This is a genomic window from Nonomuraea sp. JJY05 (genome assembly GCF_043496855.1).
Lineage (GTDB): Bacteria > Actinomycetota > Actinomycetes > Streptosporangiales > Streptosporangiaceae > Nonomuraea.
In genome coordinates this window covers 206,261-221,880 of record NZ_JBIEIS010000005.1, presented here as the reverse complement: position 1 = coordinate 221,880, position 15,620 = coordinate 206,261, and the positions used below count along the sequence as shown (strand labels likewise).

The following is a 15,620-nucleotide window of genomic DNA, read 5'->3' as shown; positions in this document are numbered from 1 at the left end:
GATGATGCTCCTATATGGGGGTCTGTCAGGCGCCGTCGGTCTCGGCCTGCGGTTCCGTGCTGAACGACCTGGCCGCCTGCGCCGGGGGCTCCCGGTCGAACAGCACCTCTTCCGGGTGCCGCTTGACGATGGCTTCGAGATCGCCGGCGCCGTTCGTCACTCTAGGGGCTTGCCCGACTTTGGTGGTGTCCAGGTACTCCGCAGTGGCTTTGTCCGTTTCGGCGAGCTTGCGCATGCGCAGGAGCTAGCCGAGAGCACTCACGCGGGACCTCCTGGGGGCGGGAAAGCGCATTCCGCTGGAAAACGTATTCCGCAGTTTGCCCGCGCGCTACCTACGCGTCAAGGGCTCGCGGACTCGGCCGGGCCGTCGCCGTCGTCATCGCCGTCACCATCGCCATCGCCATCGCCATCGCCATCGAGCGTCATGCGTCATCCGCGTGGCGGCCCCACAGCGCCCCGGCAGCACCGCCACCAGTCCGACGGCACCGCCGCCATGCCCGGCCGCGTCCCCGGCGGCAGGCGTAAGCGCGTGTGCGAAGGGAGGGGTTATTTCCTGGGGCGGGTGCTTTCGCGCACGATCAGGCGCCCTTCCAGCGTGAGCCGCCGCCCCCCACCCGCATTTGCCAGTGCGAAACGGATCGCCTCCACCCCCGCCTGTGCCAGCGGAAGCGCGACAGTCGTCAAGCGCGGCGTCACATCTCCCGCGAGCGGAATATCGTCGACGCCCGTCACGGAAACGTCCTCGGGAACCGCCAGCCCGGCGGCGCGAAATCCCGACATCGCGCCGATGGCGATGGTGTCGTTGACCGCGAGAACCGCGTCCGTGCCGGACATCCCCTCCCCCGCCAGCCGCCGCGCCGCGTCGAATCCGCCCTGCCGGCTGACCTCGCAATAAACGATCCGGATATCCCGCTCGTCAAGGCCTCCGGCGCGAAGTCCGTCCATGAAACCGGCCGTACGCGAGCCCATGTTGCGAAGCTCGCGAGCGCCCCCGAATATCGCCACCCGCCGATGCCCGGTTTCCGCCACGAATGCGCTCACCGAGCGCCCGCCCGCGAAATCGTCGAATCCGATCGCGTCGAAAGCCATGTCCGTCTCGCCGACGATGACGACCCGGCCGCCCTCGCGTTCGTACGAACCGAGCTCCTTGAGCAGCCGCCCGCCCAGCGCGTCCGCCATGAACCGGCTGGAGGTCAGCACCAGCGCGCGCGGCCGCAGCGAGCGCAGCACCCGGACCGTCTCGAGCTGCCGCTCGGCCGCCCCCATCGTGGACGAGACGGTGACGAACGCGCCGGCCGTGCGGGCTTCGCGTTCCATCGCGGCCACGACCACGGCCATGGACGGCGTCGTGAGATCGTCGGCCACGAGCGCGATCGAGTCGCTCGCCCGGCGCATCGCCCTGGCCGAGGCGTCCACCGTGTAGCGCAGGGCCGCCGCCGCGGCCAGCACGCGGGCCTCGTTCTCGGGCGCCACCTTACGCGTGCTGCCGCCCAGGACCCTGGACGCGGTCGAGATCGAGACTCCGGCCGCCGCGGCCACGTCGTGCAGCGTGACCGTGGGCCGCGCCGCATGGGGCATCCGCAGTGTCCCTCCGACGGTGGACAGGCCGGTTCAGAAGCGTACCCGTACCGGATCCGCGGGCCTGCCTACCCGCCAGGCACATCGTCCGTAAGGCCGAGAGTGTCATGGATTCGGGATGACCCGTGTCATGGGGACCCGGTGACACAGCGGACTAACCTCGCAGGCCCGGCTCAATCATGCTGGCGGCCATGACATCCCTTCGATTCAGGACACTGCTATCGACCGTGGGCCGTGCCAGGCGGCTGGCCCTCGCGACCGGGCTGGGGGCCGTGCTCACCGCGGCGACCCTCACCGCGCCGGCCGCCGCGCAGACGACGAGCGCCATCGGGACGAGCCAGGACGGCGGGCTGGACCGGCAGGCGCTCCGGAAGTCCCTGGACGCCGTCCACGAGGCGGGCATGTACGGCATCTACTCGCAGGTTCGCGACCAGGGTCAGACCTGGCAGGGCGCGTCCGGCGTGGCCGATGTCGACACGCGCCGCCCCGTACGGCCCGACATGGTGCACCGGGTGGGCAGCATCACCAAGACGTTCGTCTCGGTGGCCCTCCTCCAGCAGGTGGAACGCGGCGCCCTCGACCTGGACGCCCCGATCGGCCGCTACCTCCCCGACCTCGTCCCCGGCGACCGCGGCCGGCGGATCACCGTACGGATGCTCCTCAACCACACCAGCCACATCGGCGACTACATCGTCCCGGCGTTCCCGTCGCTGCTGGAGGGCTCGGCCAAGAGCCTGGACGACAACCGCTTCCGCACCTTCACCCCGAAGGAACTGGTCGGGCTGGGCCTGGCCGCCGCCCCGACCGGCGAGCCCGGAGCGACGCCCGGGTCGTACTCGAACGCCAACTACATCCTGGCCGGCCTGCTCCTGGAGAAGGTGACGGGCACGGACGCCGAGCGCTACATCACCCGCAACGTCTTCCGCAAGGCGGGCCTGCGGCACACGTCGTTCCCGCGCACCCCGTTCATCCCGGGGCCGCACTCCAAGGCGTACGAGTCGTTTTTCGGCCTGATCGATCCGCCGCGCGACTACAGCGTCTACAACATGTCGTGGGGCTGGACGGCAGGGGCGGTCGTGTCCACGATGGACGACCTCAACCGCTTCTACCGCGCGCTGCTGCGCGGCGAGCTGGTCGGCGCCGCGCAGGTCGCCGAGATGCAGAAGACGGTGCGGGTGCTGGTCGGCCGGGCCTCGATCGACTACGGCCTCGGCCTCTACTCCCTCGACCTGCCGTGCGGCCGATTCTGGGGGCACGACGGGGGCGTGTTCGGGATGATCACGCAGTCACTGTCCAGCCCGGACGGCAACCGCCAGCTGTCCTTCGGGATGAACCGTGCGAAGTATCAGCAGCTCGACGAGAACGGCGAGATCGTGCCGAGCCCGATCGACTACGCCTTGGGCGACCACCTGCTCGTGTCCCTGTGCGGGAGCACGACCTCCCAGGCCAAGTCAGCACAGCTCCCGTTCACCCCGTTCCCGACGGACAGGCTGCTCGCCGCTATCAAGTGATCGCCTGGCGGGTGTGCTGTCAATCACTCTCGTAGTGCGGATTTGTCCACAGTTGATCGCTTGAGGTCTCCGTAATGTCCCTGCTGCCGGACCAACCGGCGCACGACAAACGGGGAGGAACCCAATGCGTAAGACCCTTGCGATCGCGGCTCTGGCCGGCTCGATGGCCGTCACCGGCCTCGCCCTGAGCCCGGCCACCGCCCAGGCCGCCACCGCCGGCACCACCTCGACGGGGACGAGCTGGGGGAAGTTCTTCTCCAGTGACCGCAAGGCCTACACGTTCGGCAAGACGTGGAAGAGCGGCCACGTGGTCCACACGAAGTGGTACGGCGTGGACAAGGTCGGCGGGAAGAAGGGCTGGGTGTGGTTCGAGTACTACCAGAACGGCAGCTGGCACAAGTTCAACCGCTCGTTCGACGGCAAGGTGGTCGGGAGCTGGACCGGCAAGGGGATCAAGAAGATCTACACCTTCACCTGCTGGGCCGGCAAGTTCGACAACTGCGGCCGCAAGTACCGCATCTACTAAGCCGCCTCAGCTCCCGATCCGCCTCAGCTCCTGATCGGCCTCATCTCTTGATCAGCCTCAGCTCCTGATCGACCTCAGCTCCTGATCGACCTCAGCTCCTGATCGCCCTCAGCTCCTGATCGGGCTCCGGAGGGCGATCCCCAGGCCCGGCGCCCCGCGCGCCGGGCCTTTCTCCTGCGCGCCCGCGCAAGACGGCAACCCCCAGGCCCGGTGCCTCTCGCGCCGGGCCCTTTTCCGGCCCGCCCGCGCATCAGTGTGCTCACCGTCTCGTCGCTCAATGGCCGGGCACTCCGCTGGGGGACTGTCGGCGGCGCTGGCTTCGGAGGGCGTCCTTTTGATCCACCGCTGGTCAGAGGGACCGCGCCAACTCCGCTGCCCGTGCCAGGTGCCCGGCTTTGACTGCGGTCCAGTGCCCAGGCTCGCCGGCGCTCTCGCCATTGCGCAGCACCGAACCGCCGAACACCACGAACTCGCTCGATCGCGCCCGCTCGCCGATGCGGTCGGTCAGCATGGTCGTCTTCATCGCCTGATGGCAACCCGACGCGTCGAGCTCGGCGACGCTGTACCCGGCCGTGCACAGGACGAGCGCCTGCCGAGCCGCGCGCAGGCTTGCGGGCTTGTAGGCGAATCCTGTCGTCCACACGCGGTCGAACCAGCCCTTGAGCCGGGCCGGGCAGTCCGCCCACCACACCGGGTAGACGAACGCCCACACGTCGGCGGCGTTGAGCCTGGCCTGCTCAGCGGCGACGTCATCGGGGACGGGCGCGTCAGCGCGATGGCCGGATTCGCGCTCGTACTCCTCGAGCGTGAGTTCCGAGCGGAAGTCCATCGCGTAGAGATCGGAGACCGTACGCGTGTGGCCGGCGTCGTCCAGCCCGCCCAGGAACGCGTCGAGGATCTCGCGCGTGAAGCTTCGCTCACTCGGATGCGCGTAGACGATGTGGACGTGTGTCACGCACCCATTCTCGTGGGCTCACGAAGCTCCCGATCCTCGTTCGTCGATCCGTCACCCGGCGAGCGCCCCTCGGAGGAACCCGGCGATCTCCGCCCGCGCGGCCTTCGCCTGCGGCACCACGCCCGGCATGCTGAGGAACGCGTGCGTCGCTCCGGGATATTCGGTGAGCCGCGCGGGCGTCCCGGCCGCCCGCAGTCGTTCGGCGTAACAGCGGCCGTGGTCGGCCACCGGGTCGATGGTCGGCACCACGAGCAGGGCCGGGGCCAGCCCGCTCAGGTCGCCGGCGTACAGCGGCGACACCGTACGGGGATCCGTCCCCGGCGGAACGGCGAGCCGCTGGAACAGCCGCATCTGCGTCATGGTGAGGGTCGGGCTGTCGGCGTGCCGGCTCATCGAGGCATGGTCGAACCCCGCCGAGGTCAGGTCGACAGGGGCGTTGGCCAGCACCTGCGCCCGCAGGGGCAGGCCGTGCTCCCTGGCCCGGATCGCGGCCAGGGCGGTGACCATCGAGCCGGTGCTCTCGCCGAAGACGGCGACCCGTGCCGGGTCGACTCCCCACTGCGGGGCGTGCCGCACCACGTGCCGGAGCACGTCCCAGCCGTCGTCGACGGCCGCCGACAGCGAGGTCTGCTGGTCGAGGAGGCGGTGTTCGACCGAGACGACGACCGCGGGCAGCCGCGCGGCGAGGTGGCTGTTGACCCAGTCGCTCTGCACCGCCGTGCCCACGAATCCGCCTCCGTGCACGTGGAGCACAAGAGGCAGCCCGTCGCCTCCGCGTCCGGGCGAGGGCCGGTACACGCGTACCCGAAGCCTGCGGTCGTGCAGCCCCACCTCCTGCCACCGGATTGTGGCGCCGCGATCCGGAAACCCGGTGATCAGCCGCGCCAGACGGGACGACCGCTTGCGGTTCACCGTGTCGCGCAAGACGGCCAGTTCCTCGGCCGTCATCGCCAACCAGTCGGGCTCCTTTCCCAGGGCGTGCATCAACCGGATCCCCAGCGGCGGCCGCTCGCTCACATGTCCTCCCAGCCCAACATTTCGCTACCTCAAGTATCGATACCAAGAGTAGCGCAATAGGCCGTCGTGTGGGCATGACCGAGCGGCCGCATCCGCCGGCCCCGGCAACGGAAGCTGCGGCGTCCACGACCTGGTCTTCGCCGAGGTGCGCCATCGCCCAGGAGGAGGTCGTCGGCCGCGTCCTGACCAGCATCCCGTACACTGGCCACGACCAGGCCGTGGAGATCTCCAACAGCACGACGTAGGGGGCTCACCGGCGGCGTGTTCGGCAGCCCCGATCGCGCGATGGCGATCGCCCGCCGGCTGCGTACCGGCCAGGTGGATGTCAACGGCACCGGTTGGCAGGTGCTCGCGCCGTTCGGCGGGCACAAGCAGTCGGGCAACGGCCGCGCGTCCGGCCGCCGCGGTCTTCGAGGAGTATCTCGAGACCACGTCCGTCCAGAGCTGACCGCGGAGATCTCCCGGCGCTGTCGCCTGCCGCCGGGCTGTCCGCACTGCTCAAGGGGTAGGCGGCAGGTGACAGACGAGGGGGACGGGGGCGATGGCGGTGGCGGATCCTGGGCCAGGCGATCCGGAGGATCTCCAGCAGGCGGCGGCGGTGTTCGCCGGTGTGCGGCCGCGGCTGTTCGGGATCGCCTACCGGATGCTGGCCAGCGCCACCGAAGCCGAGGACCTCGTGCAGGACGTCTGGCTGCGCTGGCAGGCCTACGACCGCGCCACGGTGAACGACCCCGCCGCGTTCCTGGCCACCACGACCACCCGGCTGGCCATCAACGCCACGCAGTCCGCCCGCGCCCGCCGCGAGACCTATGTCGGCCCCTGGCTGCCCGAACCCGTCGACACCGGCGCCGACCCCTACCTCGGCGCCGAACGCGGCGAGGCCCTGGAGTTCGCCGTCCTGCTGCTCCTGGAACGCCTCACGCCCACAGAACGCGCCGCGTACGTGCTGCGGGAGGCGTTCGACTACCCCTACCGGCAGATCGCCGACATCATCGAGCTCAACGAACCCGCCGTACGCCAGCTGGTCAGCAGGGCCCGCAAACGCGTCCTCGTCGAACGCCGCACCCCCGTGACCAGAACCGAACAACGCAGACTGCTGATCGCCTTCGTCGCCGCCGCCCGCTCCGGCGACATGACCGCGCTGGAAGAGCTCTTCGCCGCGGACGTGATCAGTTACTCCGACGGCGGCGGCGCCGTACGCGCCTCCCGCTTCCCCGTGGTGGGCGCGCCGCGGGTGGCCAAGTACGTGCGGGCGTTCGCGAGCCGGTTCTGGGCCGGTGTCGACGTGGCCTGGTCGAGCACGAACGGTCAGACCTCAGCGCTGCTGAGCCGCGACGGACAGGTGTTCACGGTCCTCACCGTCAACGCCTCGGACCAGGGCATCGACCAGGTGTTGTGGATGATGAACCCCGCCAAGCTCACCGCGGTGTGAACCACGGGAGGTCACGACTCGCCGGAGGCGGAGAGCCGCGGGCCCTGACGACGCGTCCCGGCGGCCGCGGTCGTGATCGTGACGGCTACCAGCAGCACGCAGACGGCCGTGATCGCCGCGACCACGGCGGCCACGCCGATCCAGGACCCGGCGAGCGGCAGCAGCAGGACGACGGCGACGCAGCCCAGCACCGCGGCGGGATGGAAGACGGGCTCGGCGGCGACCAGCGCGTGCGCCGCCCACAGCAGAGCGAGATACACACCGGCCGGGATGGCGACCGCGTAGCCGAGCACCTGCGGTGATGCCGCGACCGCGTGCCCGCTCTGCTCCACCGCCACCTCCAGCCCGGCGCCGAGGGCCGCCAGCGCCGCGAAGATGCCGTAGTGGCCGTACCCCCAGAGGTACGAGCGATGCCGGCGGTCGCTGAGCCCCTCCCCCGCCTCGATGAGGAAGTACAGCCACCAGAGAGCGAACAGCAGGACGAGCCCGCAACCGGCGATGACGACGAAGGTGCCCCTGATCTCGCCCGCTTCGAGCGCTCCCTCGACCCCCCTGCTCGCGGCCAGCACGCTCTCACCGAGCAGAATGATCGTGAACAGCCCGTAGCGCTCGGCGATGTGGTGCGGGTGCCAGGTGGTGGGCCTGGCCCGTTCCGCCCACCGCGGCACGGCGAGTTCCAGTACGTCCAGGAAGACAAGAACCGGCAGGCCGAGGAAGGCGGGCAGGACGCCCGTCTCCGCGAGCACGTAGCGGAGCGCCCAGCCCGTCGTCACGAGGCTGATGCCGGCGGCGTAGCGCAGCGCGGTGCGGCGGCCGGCCGGGTCCTCGAGACCGGCTCGCAACCATTGGGCGACGAGCCCGATCCGCATGATGACGTAGCCCAGGGTGATGATCCCGTAGTCCGAGTGACTGAACGCGGCGGGCACTCCGGCGGCGAGGGTCAGCACGCCGGCCATCTGCACCATGGTCAGCAGCCGGTAGGCGACATCGTCGGTGTCGTAGGACGAGGCGAACCAGGTGAAGTTCATCCACGCCCACCAGATCGCGAAGAACACCTGCAGGAACGGCACCAGTGCGGCGAGGCCGTGACCGTCGGCGATGTTGTGCGCGAGCTGGGCGGTGACGGCGGCGACCGCGACCACGAACGTGAGGTCGAACAGCAGCTCTAGCTGGCTCGAGGCGCGGTGCGGCTCGTCGATGGGGCGGGCGCTCATCCGGACCCGAATTCGGATGTTCGTGCCGATGGGTGACAAAGGTCTCGCTCCTGTCGCTCCGCAAACGTCCGATCCCTCTGTAAGACAGGGCAGCACCCCGATCTGTGACAACCCGGCACGACAACGGCAGCGAACTTCGACGGGATCGCTCAACTGGTCAGACGCGCTGCCGACCGTCCTTGAGATTCACCTGATGCCCGGCTTCCCCAGCCAGCTCGCCCACGCCGCGCTGCCACGCCTGCGCGCCGGCCGCGGCACGATCATCGACATCTCCAGCGCCTACGGCCACCTCCCCCTGCCGGGCGCCGCCCGCCACGCCGCCGTCAAGGTCTCGATGGAGCAGCTGACCCGCAGCCGGACATGCGCGCGCTCACCACAGCAGGCGCGCTTCAGGGCGCCGCAACGATCGTGGGGCCGATCGGGTAATAACCGATGGATCAATTACATGGTCAACCGGCCGGGGCCGGTCCTCTTGGCAGGGTGGGTGTCAGTCGGCCCACCTGCGCCGTACGCCGCCTCGCCACACCTCCTCGATGGCCCTGCTGGCCGTGATGTCCGTGGTCGGGTCGCCGTTCACGAGGAGCAGGTCGGCCCGGAGGCCAGGGGCGATGCGGCCCCGATCGGTGAGACCGAAGAGCCGGGCCGTGGTGCCGGTGGCCGCCGCGAGCGCCTGCTCCGCCGTCCAGCCGGCCTCCGTCAGCAGGAGCAGCTCGTGGTGCAGCCCCGCCCCGTGCACCGGCCCGAACGGGGTGCAGTCAGTCCCCGCCAGCACCGGCACCCCCGCCCGCCGCAGGGCCGCGGCCGCGTGCGCGGCGTTCATGACGCCCTGGGAGTGCATGGGGATGTCCGCCCACTCCCGGCCGAACGTGGCCTTCGAGCGGTCCGACATGCGCGCGGCGATCCGCGGGTCCCGCAGCAGCTCCTGGCCGTTCGGGTCGCCGGTGACGGCCTCGATGTAGGTGATCGTGCTGATCACGAACGCGTCGTACGAGGCGATCCTGGCCGCCATCTCCCCGGCCTGCTCCTCGTTCACGTCGGAGTACAGGTGCGCCAGCCCGTCGGCGCCCGCGTCCAGGGCGATGATCGCCTCCCTGGCGGTGACCGCGTGCGCGATGACCCGCAGGCCGGCGGCGTGCCCGGCCTCGACCAGGACGGCGGCGAGCTCGGGGCTGAGGGCGGGCAGCCGCATCCCGGACGACCCGCCGTCGTCGATGGAGATCTTGAGGTAGTCGACGCCCTCGGCCAGCCGCGCCTCCACGAACGCCTTGGCCTCGCCCGAGTCGGCCACCGTGTCGAGGGTGTGGTCCGTGCCGAGGGCCTTGAGCACGTCCGCTGTCATGATCTGCGTCGGGTGCCCATGAGGGGCGGTGGCGATCATGCTGGAGCTGCGGATGTCGGCCACGTCGTCACGTTCGGCGGCCTGCCGGCGCCGGGCGGTGAGGAGCGGCGGCAGGTTGTTCATGTCGAGCTCGGTGGTGACGCCGAACGTCAGCGCCTCGGCCAGATCGCCCTCGAAGGCGTGCGTGTGAGCGTCGATCAGGCCCGGCAGCAGGGTCTTCCCGGCGCCGTCGATCTCGATGTCCACGGGACCGGCGGCCGCGCCGATCTCGGTGCCCACGAGCGCAGCGACCGTGTCGATGCGGTCGCCGTCGATCACCACGTCGGCGGCCGGCACGCTCCGCTCTCCGTCGAAGACCCGGACGCCACGGATCAGGGTACGCATACTTCCCCCTCAGATAATTCGACACCTAACTAACTAGCATCGAATAGTACGTCATCAAACTACTTAGGAGCAAGCACGCGTACGGCCCGCGCCCCGAGGACGCGGGCCGTACAGAAAATCACGACCTCAGTGCGAGAACGCCTGGAACTCGGCCGCCCTCACCTGCTCCCGCAGCGGGCTGGCCGTGGCGCAGTCCGTCGCGGAGTTCGGATCCTGGTCCTGCTCACCGGCGTACAGCGGATTGCCGGTGCACTGGGTGCTGAGCGCCCGGAACATCAGATGCGTGGCACTGGTGGTCCGCACGTCGAACGACTTGAAGATCATGTCGGCGCCCCGGGGACGCGGCCGCCCCGACTTGAAGGCGTCCGAGGGGCTGGTGTAGATCTTCGTGAAGTTCGCCGGGTCGGTGCAGCCCGAGCTGCAGGCCAGCACCTCGAACGAGCGCAGGCTGGAGAAGCGGTTCTGCCCGCCCGGGTCGGCCGCGTCGTTGACGTTGGGCCGCAGCATCGCGCTCACCTGCACGCGGCGGACCTTGACCGGCGCGTCGCCCGCCAGATCCACCACGACCGACTTGCCGGCGGGCGCGCCGGTGAGCGAGGCCCAGTTCGTGGCCTCGGTCTCGTCGATCAGCTTGGCCTGGTTGACGCCGTCGCCCGTGGCCGTCGCGCCGCCCGCCGCCGAGGCGAGGTTGCGGGTCAGCGGCAGCGGGAGCGGGAGCGGTACGCCGCCCACCACCACGAACTTCAGCCGCGTGTGCCCGAACCCGTTGCCCGCCACGATGAACGAGTACACGCCGGGCGTCATCTCCACCGTGTCGCCCAGCGGCGTCGCCGGGTCGGTGTCGGCGACCGGGACCGCGCGGCCCTCGTAGTCGCCCACGTACAGCCGCAGCGCCGCGCCCTTCGCCTCACCCAGCGGCTTGAGCTGCAGCGAGCCGTTCTTGCCCGCGGGGTTGACAAAGCTCGGCGTCGGGTCGGCGTCGTTCGGGCCGCTGCTGGCCGCGCCCTTGCCCAGGCCGTGCTCGGCGAACGCGCGCCACATGATGTCCTGGTTCTTGCCGCCGAACCGCATCGCGTCGGCCGCCAGCAGCGCGTCACGGTGGTCGACGTAGCTGACCGCGCCCGAGGCCATCAGCAGCAGGGCGTCGAACGACAACTGCGCCCAGCGCCGGTTGCCCGGGCACCGCTCGACCGGCGTCTGCCCGTCCGCGCAGGCCCGCTGCTGCCTGGCCGTGCCGTCGCCGTACCGCTTGACGAACGCCGCACGCACGTCGAACTGGGTGGCCGACCAGATCTCGCCGTCCGCGTGCACCTGCTGGCCGACGATGTCGTACGCGATGTCGCTGTAGTTCAGCGGCGACCTGGACATGTCGTAGTTCCTGATGCCGCGTTCCTTGTCCCCGGTCACGTAGCCGCCGGTCACGTACGGGGTCAGGCCCGAGGGGCGGAAGCCGTACTCGAAGAGGTGCTCCATCGCGAACAGGTCGGAGGTGCTCTCGTTCATGGCCCCGGCCTGGGCGCCGCTCCAGCCGGCGTTCGGGCCGCCGATCATGCGGCCGGAGATCGCGTGCGTGTATTCGTGGCCGATGACCGACATGTCGTAGTCGCCGTCCACGCAGGGCGAGTAGAACGAGCCGGCGACCGGCTGCCACAGGTACATGTTCGTGATCGGCGCGATCCCATCAGGGCCGGTGATCTGGTTGGCGTTGTCGCGCACGGACAGCACCCGCGCGCCCGCCTGCGCGTTCCCCTGCTCGGGGTCGCCGCCGAGGCCGCCGCGAGCGCCGTTGTCCGCCTGCATGTTCCAGGCCGTCTCGGTGAAGCCGAGCCGATACGACCAGTCGTGCATCCTGTTGTGCATCGCGTTCAGGTTGGCGAGGGCGGCTTCCAGGTCGTTCTCGCCGTCCTGGTCGAAGACCGCCGGGTCGCACTTCGACTCGTGCCAGGTGTTCTTCCATGGGAAGAGGTAGTTCCTGCTCGGCGTGAGCACGTTGGTGCGGGTCCCGACGGTGAACGGGTCGCCGCTCGCGCGGTTCTCGGTCGTCCTGGTCGAGTTGCCGGCGCTGGTGTTCGTCGAGGCGTCCGTGGCGTGGTCGACGTCCCACGCCTTGCCGGTCGCCGGATCGCCGCCGGTCACGTAGTCGCAGCCGGGGCCCGCCGCGAAGCACCAGGTCTGGCGGGTGTCGCGGGAGGAGTAGTCGTCGCGCGGGTTCGCCGGGAAGGCGTTCCAGCGTGGATTCTCCGGATCGAGGTGGTCGACCAGGTTCTCCCGTACGAGGATGGCGCCGCTGACCGCGTCCACGTGCGTCGTGTACCCCGCCGCCTCGCCGCGCGAGCCGCCGATCAGGACCACCTGGTACGCGCTGTGCACCCCGTCCGGAGCGGGCACCGCCACCGGCGTGGCCTGCTTCGTGGTCGCCGTGGCCAGGTCGACGCCGCCGTCCCTGGCCGCGATCTCCAGCGCCTGCTGCGCGGTGATCGTCGCGGCCGGGGGCGCCTCCGTCTCGCGCGACAGCGAGGAGGTGACGTGCCTGACCTGGCCGTTCACCACGCCGACCGCGACGAGGCCGTCCACGCCGGCCGGCAGATCGCCGAAGCGCTGGCGCAGCAGCACGGCATGGCCCGCCCCGACGGGGTTGACCGCGACCCGCTCCAGCGCGTCCACCGCCTGCGCGGACAGGCCGAAGACTGCGGGGTTGTTCTTGAGGTACGTGCGCGCGGCCTGCTCGGGATCGGACCCGAGTCCTTCGGCCAGCGGTTCGGCGCTGGTGACGGCCGCCGGGGTGCCGAGAGCGTTCCAGCGGATCTCGGCCGCCGCCCCGGCGCTGCGGGCGTTCAGCCCGGCGGGCGGGGCGACCCGGCCCTGCCGGTTGTCCACGTCCGGCTTGCCGTGCTCTTCGGCCTGGAAGTCATGGATGGGGGCCTGCCCGCCGGGTTCGCCCCGGGCGGGCCCTGCGAGGGGTAGGGCCGACGCGGCGAGCGCGACGGCGACGAGTGCGCTGCGTAACCAGGACACGGGTTCCCTCCTGCGTCTCAGAGATGCGCGGATTGCACGCATCTCGCAAGAGGTAACACCGAGTCAGGGAGCTGGCAAGATCTCAGTGCGGGACCGGTGGCCGGCGCCTCGGCGGACCATAGAGCCGTTCTCGAAACGACGCCCTTACATGGCATGAGGGGTTGAGCCCGCCGCGCCCGGCGCAGTTCCCGCACTGATCATTCAACCTGTCGTACTGGCGCCGCCGCAACCGGATTTACCGGCTCGCGAACAGCGACGCGTACACCGGCCGCCCGTGCTCGGTGACCACCTGACCGGCCAGCCCGTCGCCGGTCACGGTGGACAGCCGCAGGTCGAGGTAGCGCTCCTCCTCGACCGTGCGCACGTCACCGGCGGGCGCGGGCAGCCAGGAGGCCACCTCGGCCTGACGCGCGGCCCGGTCGCGCGCCAGCTCCGCGCGCAGCTCGGCCAGGCTGCCGGCGTCGTACGGCTCCGCGGGGACCCGCTCTGGCTCGGCCCGCCAGGCGGCGACCCCGTACGTGAAGCAGACCAGCGCCATCCAGATCTCGGCGAAGTACCCCGGATCGGGCGCCAGCTCCAGCCCCGCGAACCTGTCACCCACGAAGAACAGCGCGCCGAGCTGGCCCGGCAGCAGCTCCAGGCGGCTCTGGAACTGGGTCAGCGTCGCCCGCTTGCGCGACAGGATCTGCTCCAGGTGCCCGCGCGACGGCAGCCCGCACGCGGCGTTGAGCTCGGAGATGTCCGACCACAGCTTGGCGTAGTCGCGGTGCCCGCGCAGCTCCAGCGCCTTGGCCCGCAGCTCGACCGGCAGCACGAAGAACCACTGGTCGCGGCCCTCCAGGTAGCCGCCCTGGGCGGCCTGGACGCAGCAGGCGTCATCGAACCGCCTGGTCTGCCCGGCGCCCAGCAGCGCCGCGGAGCACAGGGCGTGGTTCTGGGCGGCGTCCTGGATGTAGCCGATGTGCAGGGGCACGATCGCCACGCCCGCGCGGGCGCCGTTGAGCAGCTCGACCTGGCCGTACCCGACGACCCGCTTCAGCTTCAGCCCGGAGCGGGGCGGCACGATGCCGGGCCGCTCGGGCCCCCAGATCGGCACCATGGTCAGCGCTCCGGCCCGCTGCGGCGTGCCCGCGCGGTAGCCGCGCAGGTCGAGCGGTGCGGGCAGGAGCGTCTCGAGCGCGGTCATGTGCGTCCTCCTTCCAGCCGGCTCAGCATGGCCGTACGGATCCAGTCACGGCCGGGCGCGCAGTGGCCGAACAGCCACGGCAGCAGCCCGGCGAAGTCGTCCTGATGCCAGAACGGCCGGCGCGGCAGCTGCGGCGCCGGGTCGCGCAGGGTCAGGTCGTCGCCGGCGGTGAACGTGGCCTGGCAGAGCACCACCGGAGTGGTGACGCCCGCGCGGGGCAGCGTGGCCACGACCCTGGCCAGGTCGCCCGGCATGACGTTCTCGTAGCCGTCGGTCACGATCACCACCAGGTCGGGACGGGCGTCCAGGGCGTCGAGCAGCCGGGTCGCCAGGTCGGTCGCGCCTTCGGCGGCCTCATCCCCCGCGAGCCGTTCACCGACCCCAGCACCCTCAACCCCCGCGAGCCGCTCACCGACCCCGGCGCCCTCAACCATCGTGGGACGTACACCGACCCCAGCGCCCTCAACCACCGTGGGACCTACACCGACCCCAGCGCCCTCAACCACCGTGGGACCTACACCGACCCCAGCGCCCTCAACCACCGTGAGCCGCTCGCAGACCCCGGCCAGGACCAGCTTCAGCGCCGCCGCCTGCGACAGGACCGCCCACTCGCGATCGCCGTACCCGCGCATGGAGCCTGACGTGTCGAGCACCACGGCCACGTGGCCGGCCAGGCGTGGCATGCCGCGCGTCGCCTCGGCCACGTAGCCCGCCAGCGCGGGACGCAGCTCGGCAGCCGGTCCGCCCTGGTAGAGGTGCACCAGCGTCGCGGCGATGTCGCCCCGGTTGGTCGGCGTCACGATCTGCGGGCGCTCCCCGACCTGGTCGAGCGGCGCCGGCGGCTCCTGCGGGGCCACCGCGCCGTACGTGCCGGGCGCGTAGAGCGCGCGCACCCGCTCGACCGCCGCAGCCGGTTCGGAGGTGAAGCGCAGCAAACTCCTGCGCAGCCGCCCGGAGCCGGTGTCGCCCTCCGCGATCAGGCGGGCGCACCCGCGGGCGGTCGCCTTGCCGAGCGCGTGCTCGAAGCAGTCGACCAGCGCGGACCGGCGGGCCTCGATGAGCGCGTCGGCCTCCGGATGCTCCAGGACGAACGCGACCACGGCCCGCGTGGCGTGCTTGTGGTTGGCGCGCAGCCGCCGCAGCGCCAGGAACGCGGTGACGGCGTACGCCGGCGGCAGGCCGAACATGAGCGCCCGCGTGACCTTGGCCAAGGTCGCGCGGGTGCGCTCGTCCAGGCCGTCCTGCGAGGCGGCCAGCGTGCACAGCAGCACGCGGGCCCGCTGCCAGGGGAGCACACCGGGCACCAGCGCCAGCAGCGCGTATCCCTCGGGGTCGCTCAGCCGGGCACTCCGGTGGAGCTCCGCGTCGTCCCAGGCCAGATCGCCGCCCCTCGACAGGACCAAAGGGGCGTCGTGCGTCCTGAAATGCTGGAGAAGAGTCGGGATGTCCACGGCATCGAGATT

13 protein-coding genes and 1 pseudogene are annotated in these 15,620 nt (G+C 71.0%); 5 read left to right on the top strand and 9 right to left on the bottom strand.

Annotation, left to right across the window (positions count from 1 at the left end):
* Window positions 1-25 precede the first annotated feature (25 nt).
* Both ACFKCF_RS08840 and ACFKCF_RS08835 read right to left on the bottom strand, forming a co-directional pair.
* Window positions 26-235 carry a hypothetical protein gene (locus ACFKCF_RS08840; RefSeq protein WP_394492461.1) on the bottom strand — a complete coding sequence of 70 codons (210 nt, stop codon included), beginning with the start codon at window positions 233-235 and terminating at the stop codon, window positions 26-28.
* Between the two features lie 311 nt (window positions 236-546).
* Entirely contained in the window at window positions 547-1,578 is a 1,032-nt protein-coding gene (locus tag ACFKCF_RS08835; RefSeq protein WP_394492460.1) for a LacI family DNA-binding transcriptional regulator, read from the bottom strand.
* 191 nt (window positions 1,579-1,769) lie between these two features.
* Between ACFKCF_RS08835 and ACFKCF_RS08830 the strand changes: the two genes are divergently transcribed.
* Both ACFKCF_RS08830 and ACFKCF_RS08825 read left to right on the top strand, forming a co-directional pair.
* On the top strand, window positions 1,770-3,089 hold the full coding sequence (locus tag ACFKCF_RS08830; RefSeq protein WP_394492459.1) for a serine hydrolase domain-containing protein: 1,320 nt from the start codon (window positions 1,770-1,772) through the stop codon (window positions 3,087-3,089).
* Between the two features lie 124 nt (window positions 3,090-3,213).
* A complete protein-coding gene (locus tag ACFKCF_RS08825; RefSeq protein WP_394492458.1) occupies window positions 3,214-3,615 on the top strand; it encodes a hypothetical protein in 402 nt (133 codons plus the stop codon).
* 349 nt (window positions 3,616-3,964) lie between these two features.
* Here the strand turns inward: ACFKCF_RS08825 and ACFKCF_RS08820 are convergent, their stop codons facing one another.
* Window positions 3,965-4,570 carry an NAD(P)H-dependent oxidoreductase gene (locus tag ACFKCF_RS08820; protein ID WP_394492457.1) on the bottom strand — a complete coding sequence of 202 codons (606 nt, stop codon included), beginning with the start codon at window positions 4,568-4,570 and terminating at the stop codon, window positions 3,965-3,967.
* A gap of 51 nt (window positions 4,571-4,621) precedes the next feature.
* The gene (locus tag ACFKCF_RS08815) at window positions 4,622-5,587 is read right to left on the bottom strand and encodes an alpha/beta hydrolase (protein ID WP_394492456.1); all 966 of its coding nucleotides are present in this window, start codon (window positions 5,585-5,587) and stop codon (window positions 4,622-4,624) included.
* Between the two features lie 74 nt (window positions 5,588-5,661).
* Here ACFKCF_RS08815 and ACFKCF_RS08810 point away from each other — a divergent pair, with 74 nt between their 5' ends.
* The 3 genes and pseudogenes from ACFKCF_RS08810 (at window position 5,662) to ACFKCF_RS08800 (ending at window position 7,019) form a co-directional block, all read left to right on the top strand.
* Complete coding sequence (locus ACFKCF_RS08810) at window positions 5,662-5,832, top strand: hypothetical protein (protein ID WP_394492455.1); 171 nt, start codon at window positions 5,662-5,664, stop codon at window positions 5,830-5,832.
* Window positions 5,833-5,872: 40 nt separating this feature from the next.
* Window positions 5,873-5,944, top strand: a pseudogene (locus ACFKCF_RS08805) (hypothetical protein); the annotation flags it as partial.
* A gap of 184 nt (window positions 5,945-6,128) precedes the next feature.
* A complete protein-coding gene (locus ACFKCF_RS08800; RefSeq protein ID WP_394492454.1) occupies window positions 6,129-7,019 on the top strand; it encodes an RNA polymerase sigma-70 factor in 891 nt (296 codons plus the stop codon).
* A gap of 11 nt (window positions 7,020-7,030) precedes the next feature.
* Here ACFKCF_RS08800 and ACFKCF_RS08795 read toward each other — a convergent pair whose 3' ends face one another.
* The 5 genes from ACFKCF_RS08795 to ACFKCF_RS08775 form a co-directional block, all read right to left on the bottom strand.
* Window positions 7,031-8,233, bottom strand: a complete 1,203-nt coding sequence (locus tag ACFKCF_RS08795; RefSeq protein WP_394492453.1) for a low temperature requirement protein A — start codon at window positions 8,231-8,233, stop codon at window positions 7,031-7,033.
* A gap of 487 nt (window positions 8,234-8,720) precedes the next feature.
* On the bottom strand, window positions 8,721-9,956 hold the full coding sequence (locus ACFKCF_RS08790) for an amidohydrolase family protein (RefSeq protein ID WP_394492452.1): 1,236 nt from the start codon (window positions 9,954-9,956) through the stop codon (window positions 8,721-8,723).
* 126 nt (window positions 9,957-10,082) lie between these two features.
* Window positions 10,083-12,971: a M36 family metallopeptidase gene (locus ACFKCF_RS08785; RefSeq protein ID WP_394492451.1), complete on the bottom strand. Its 2,889-nt coding sequence runs from the start codon at window positions 12,969-12,971 to the stop codon at window positions 10,083-10,085.
* Window positions 12,972-13,206: 235 nt separating this feature from the next.
* The gene (locus ACFKCF_RS08780; RefSeq protein WP_394492450.1) at window positions 13,207-14,157 is read right to left on the bottom strand and encodes an ARPP-1 family domain-containing protein; all 951 of its coding nucleotides are present in this window, start codon (window positions 14,155-14,157) and stop codon (window positions 13,207-13,209) included.
* A complete protein-coding gene (locus ACFKCF_RS08775) occupies window positions 14,154-15,608 on the bottom strand; it encodes a hypothetical protein (RefSeq protein WP_394492449.1) in 1,455 nt (484 codons plus the stop codon). The genes ACFKCF_RS08780 and ACFKCF_RS08775 overlap by 4 nt, the downstream gene beginning before the upstream one ends.
* Window positions 15,609-15,620: the final 12 nt, after the last annotated feature.

Coding starts and splice junctions, on each gene's coding strand:
- ACFKCF_RS08840 (WP_394492461.1), bottom strand. CDS start 235: ATGCGCAAGCTCGCCGAAACGGACAAAGCCACTGCGGAGTACCTGGAC.
- ACFKCF_RS08780 (WP_394492450.1), bottom strand. CDS start 14,157: ATGACCGCGCTCGAGACGCTCCTGCCCGCACCGCTCGACCTGCGCGGC.
- ACFKCF_RS08795 (WP_394492453.1), bottom strand. CDS start 8,233: ATGAGCGCCCGCCCCATCGACGAGCCGCACCGCGCCTCGAGCCAGCTA.
- ACFKCF_RS08790 (WP_394492452.1), bottom strand. CDS start 9,956: ATGCGTACCCTGATCCGTGGCGTCCGGGTCTTCGACGGAGAGCGGAGC.
- ACFKCF_RS08825 (WP_394492458.1), top strand. CDS start 3,214: ATGCGTAAGACCCTTGCGATCGCGGCTCTGGCCGGCTCGATGGCCGTC.
- ACFKCF_RS08835 (WP_394492460.1), bottom strand. CDS start 1,578: ATGCCCCATGCGGCGCGGCCCACGGTCACGCTGCACGACGTGGCCGCG.
- ACFKCF_RS08810 (WP_394492455.1), top strand. CDS start 5,662: ATGACCGAGCGGCCGCATCCGCCGGCCCCGGCAACGGAAGCTGCGGCG.
- ACFKCF_RS08830 (WP_394492459.1), top strand. CDS start 1,770: ATGACATCCCTTCGATTCAGGACACTGCTATCGACCGTGGGCCGTGCC.
- ACFKCF_RS08800 (WP_394492454.1), top strand. CDS start 6,129: ATGGCGGTGGCGGATCCTGGGCCAGGCGATCCGGAGGATCTCCAGCAG.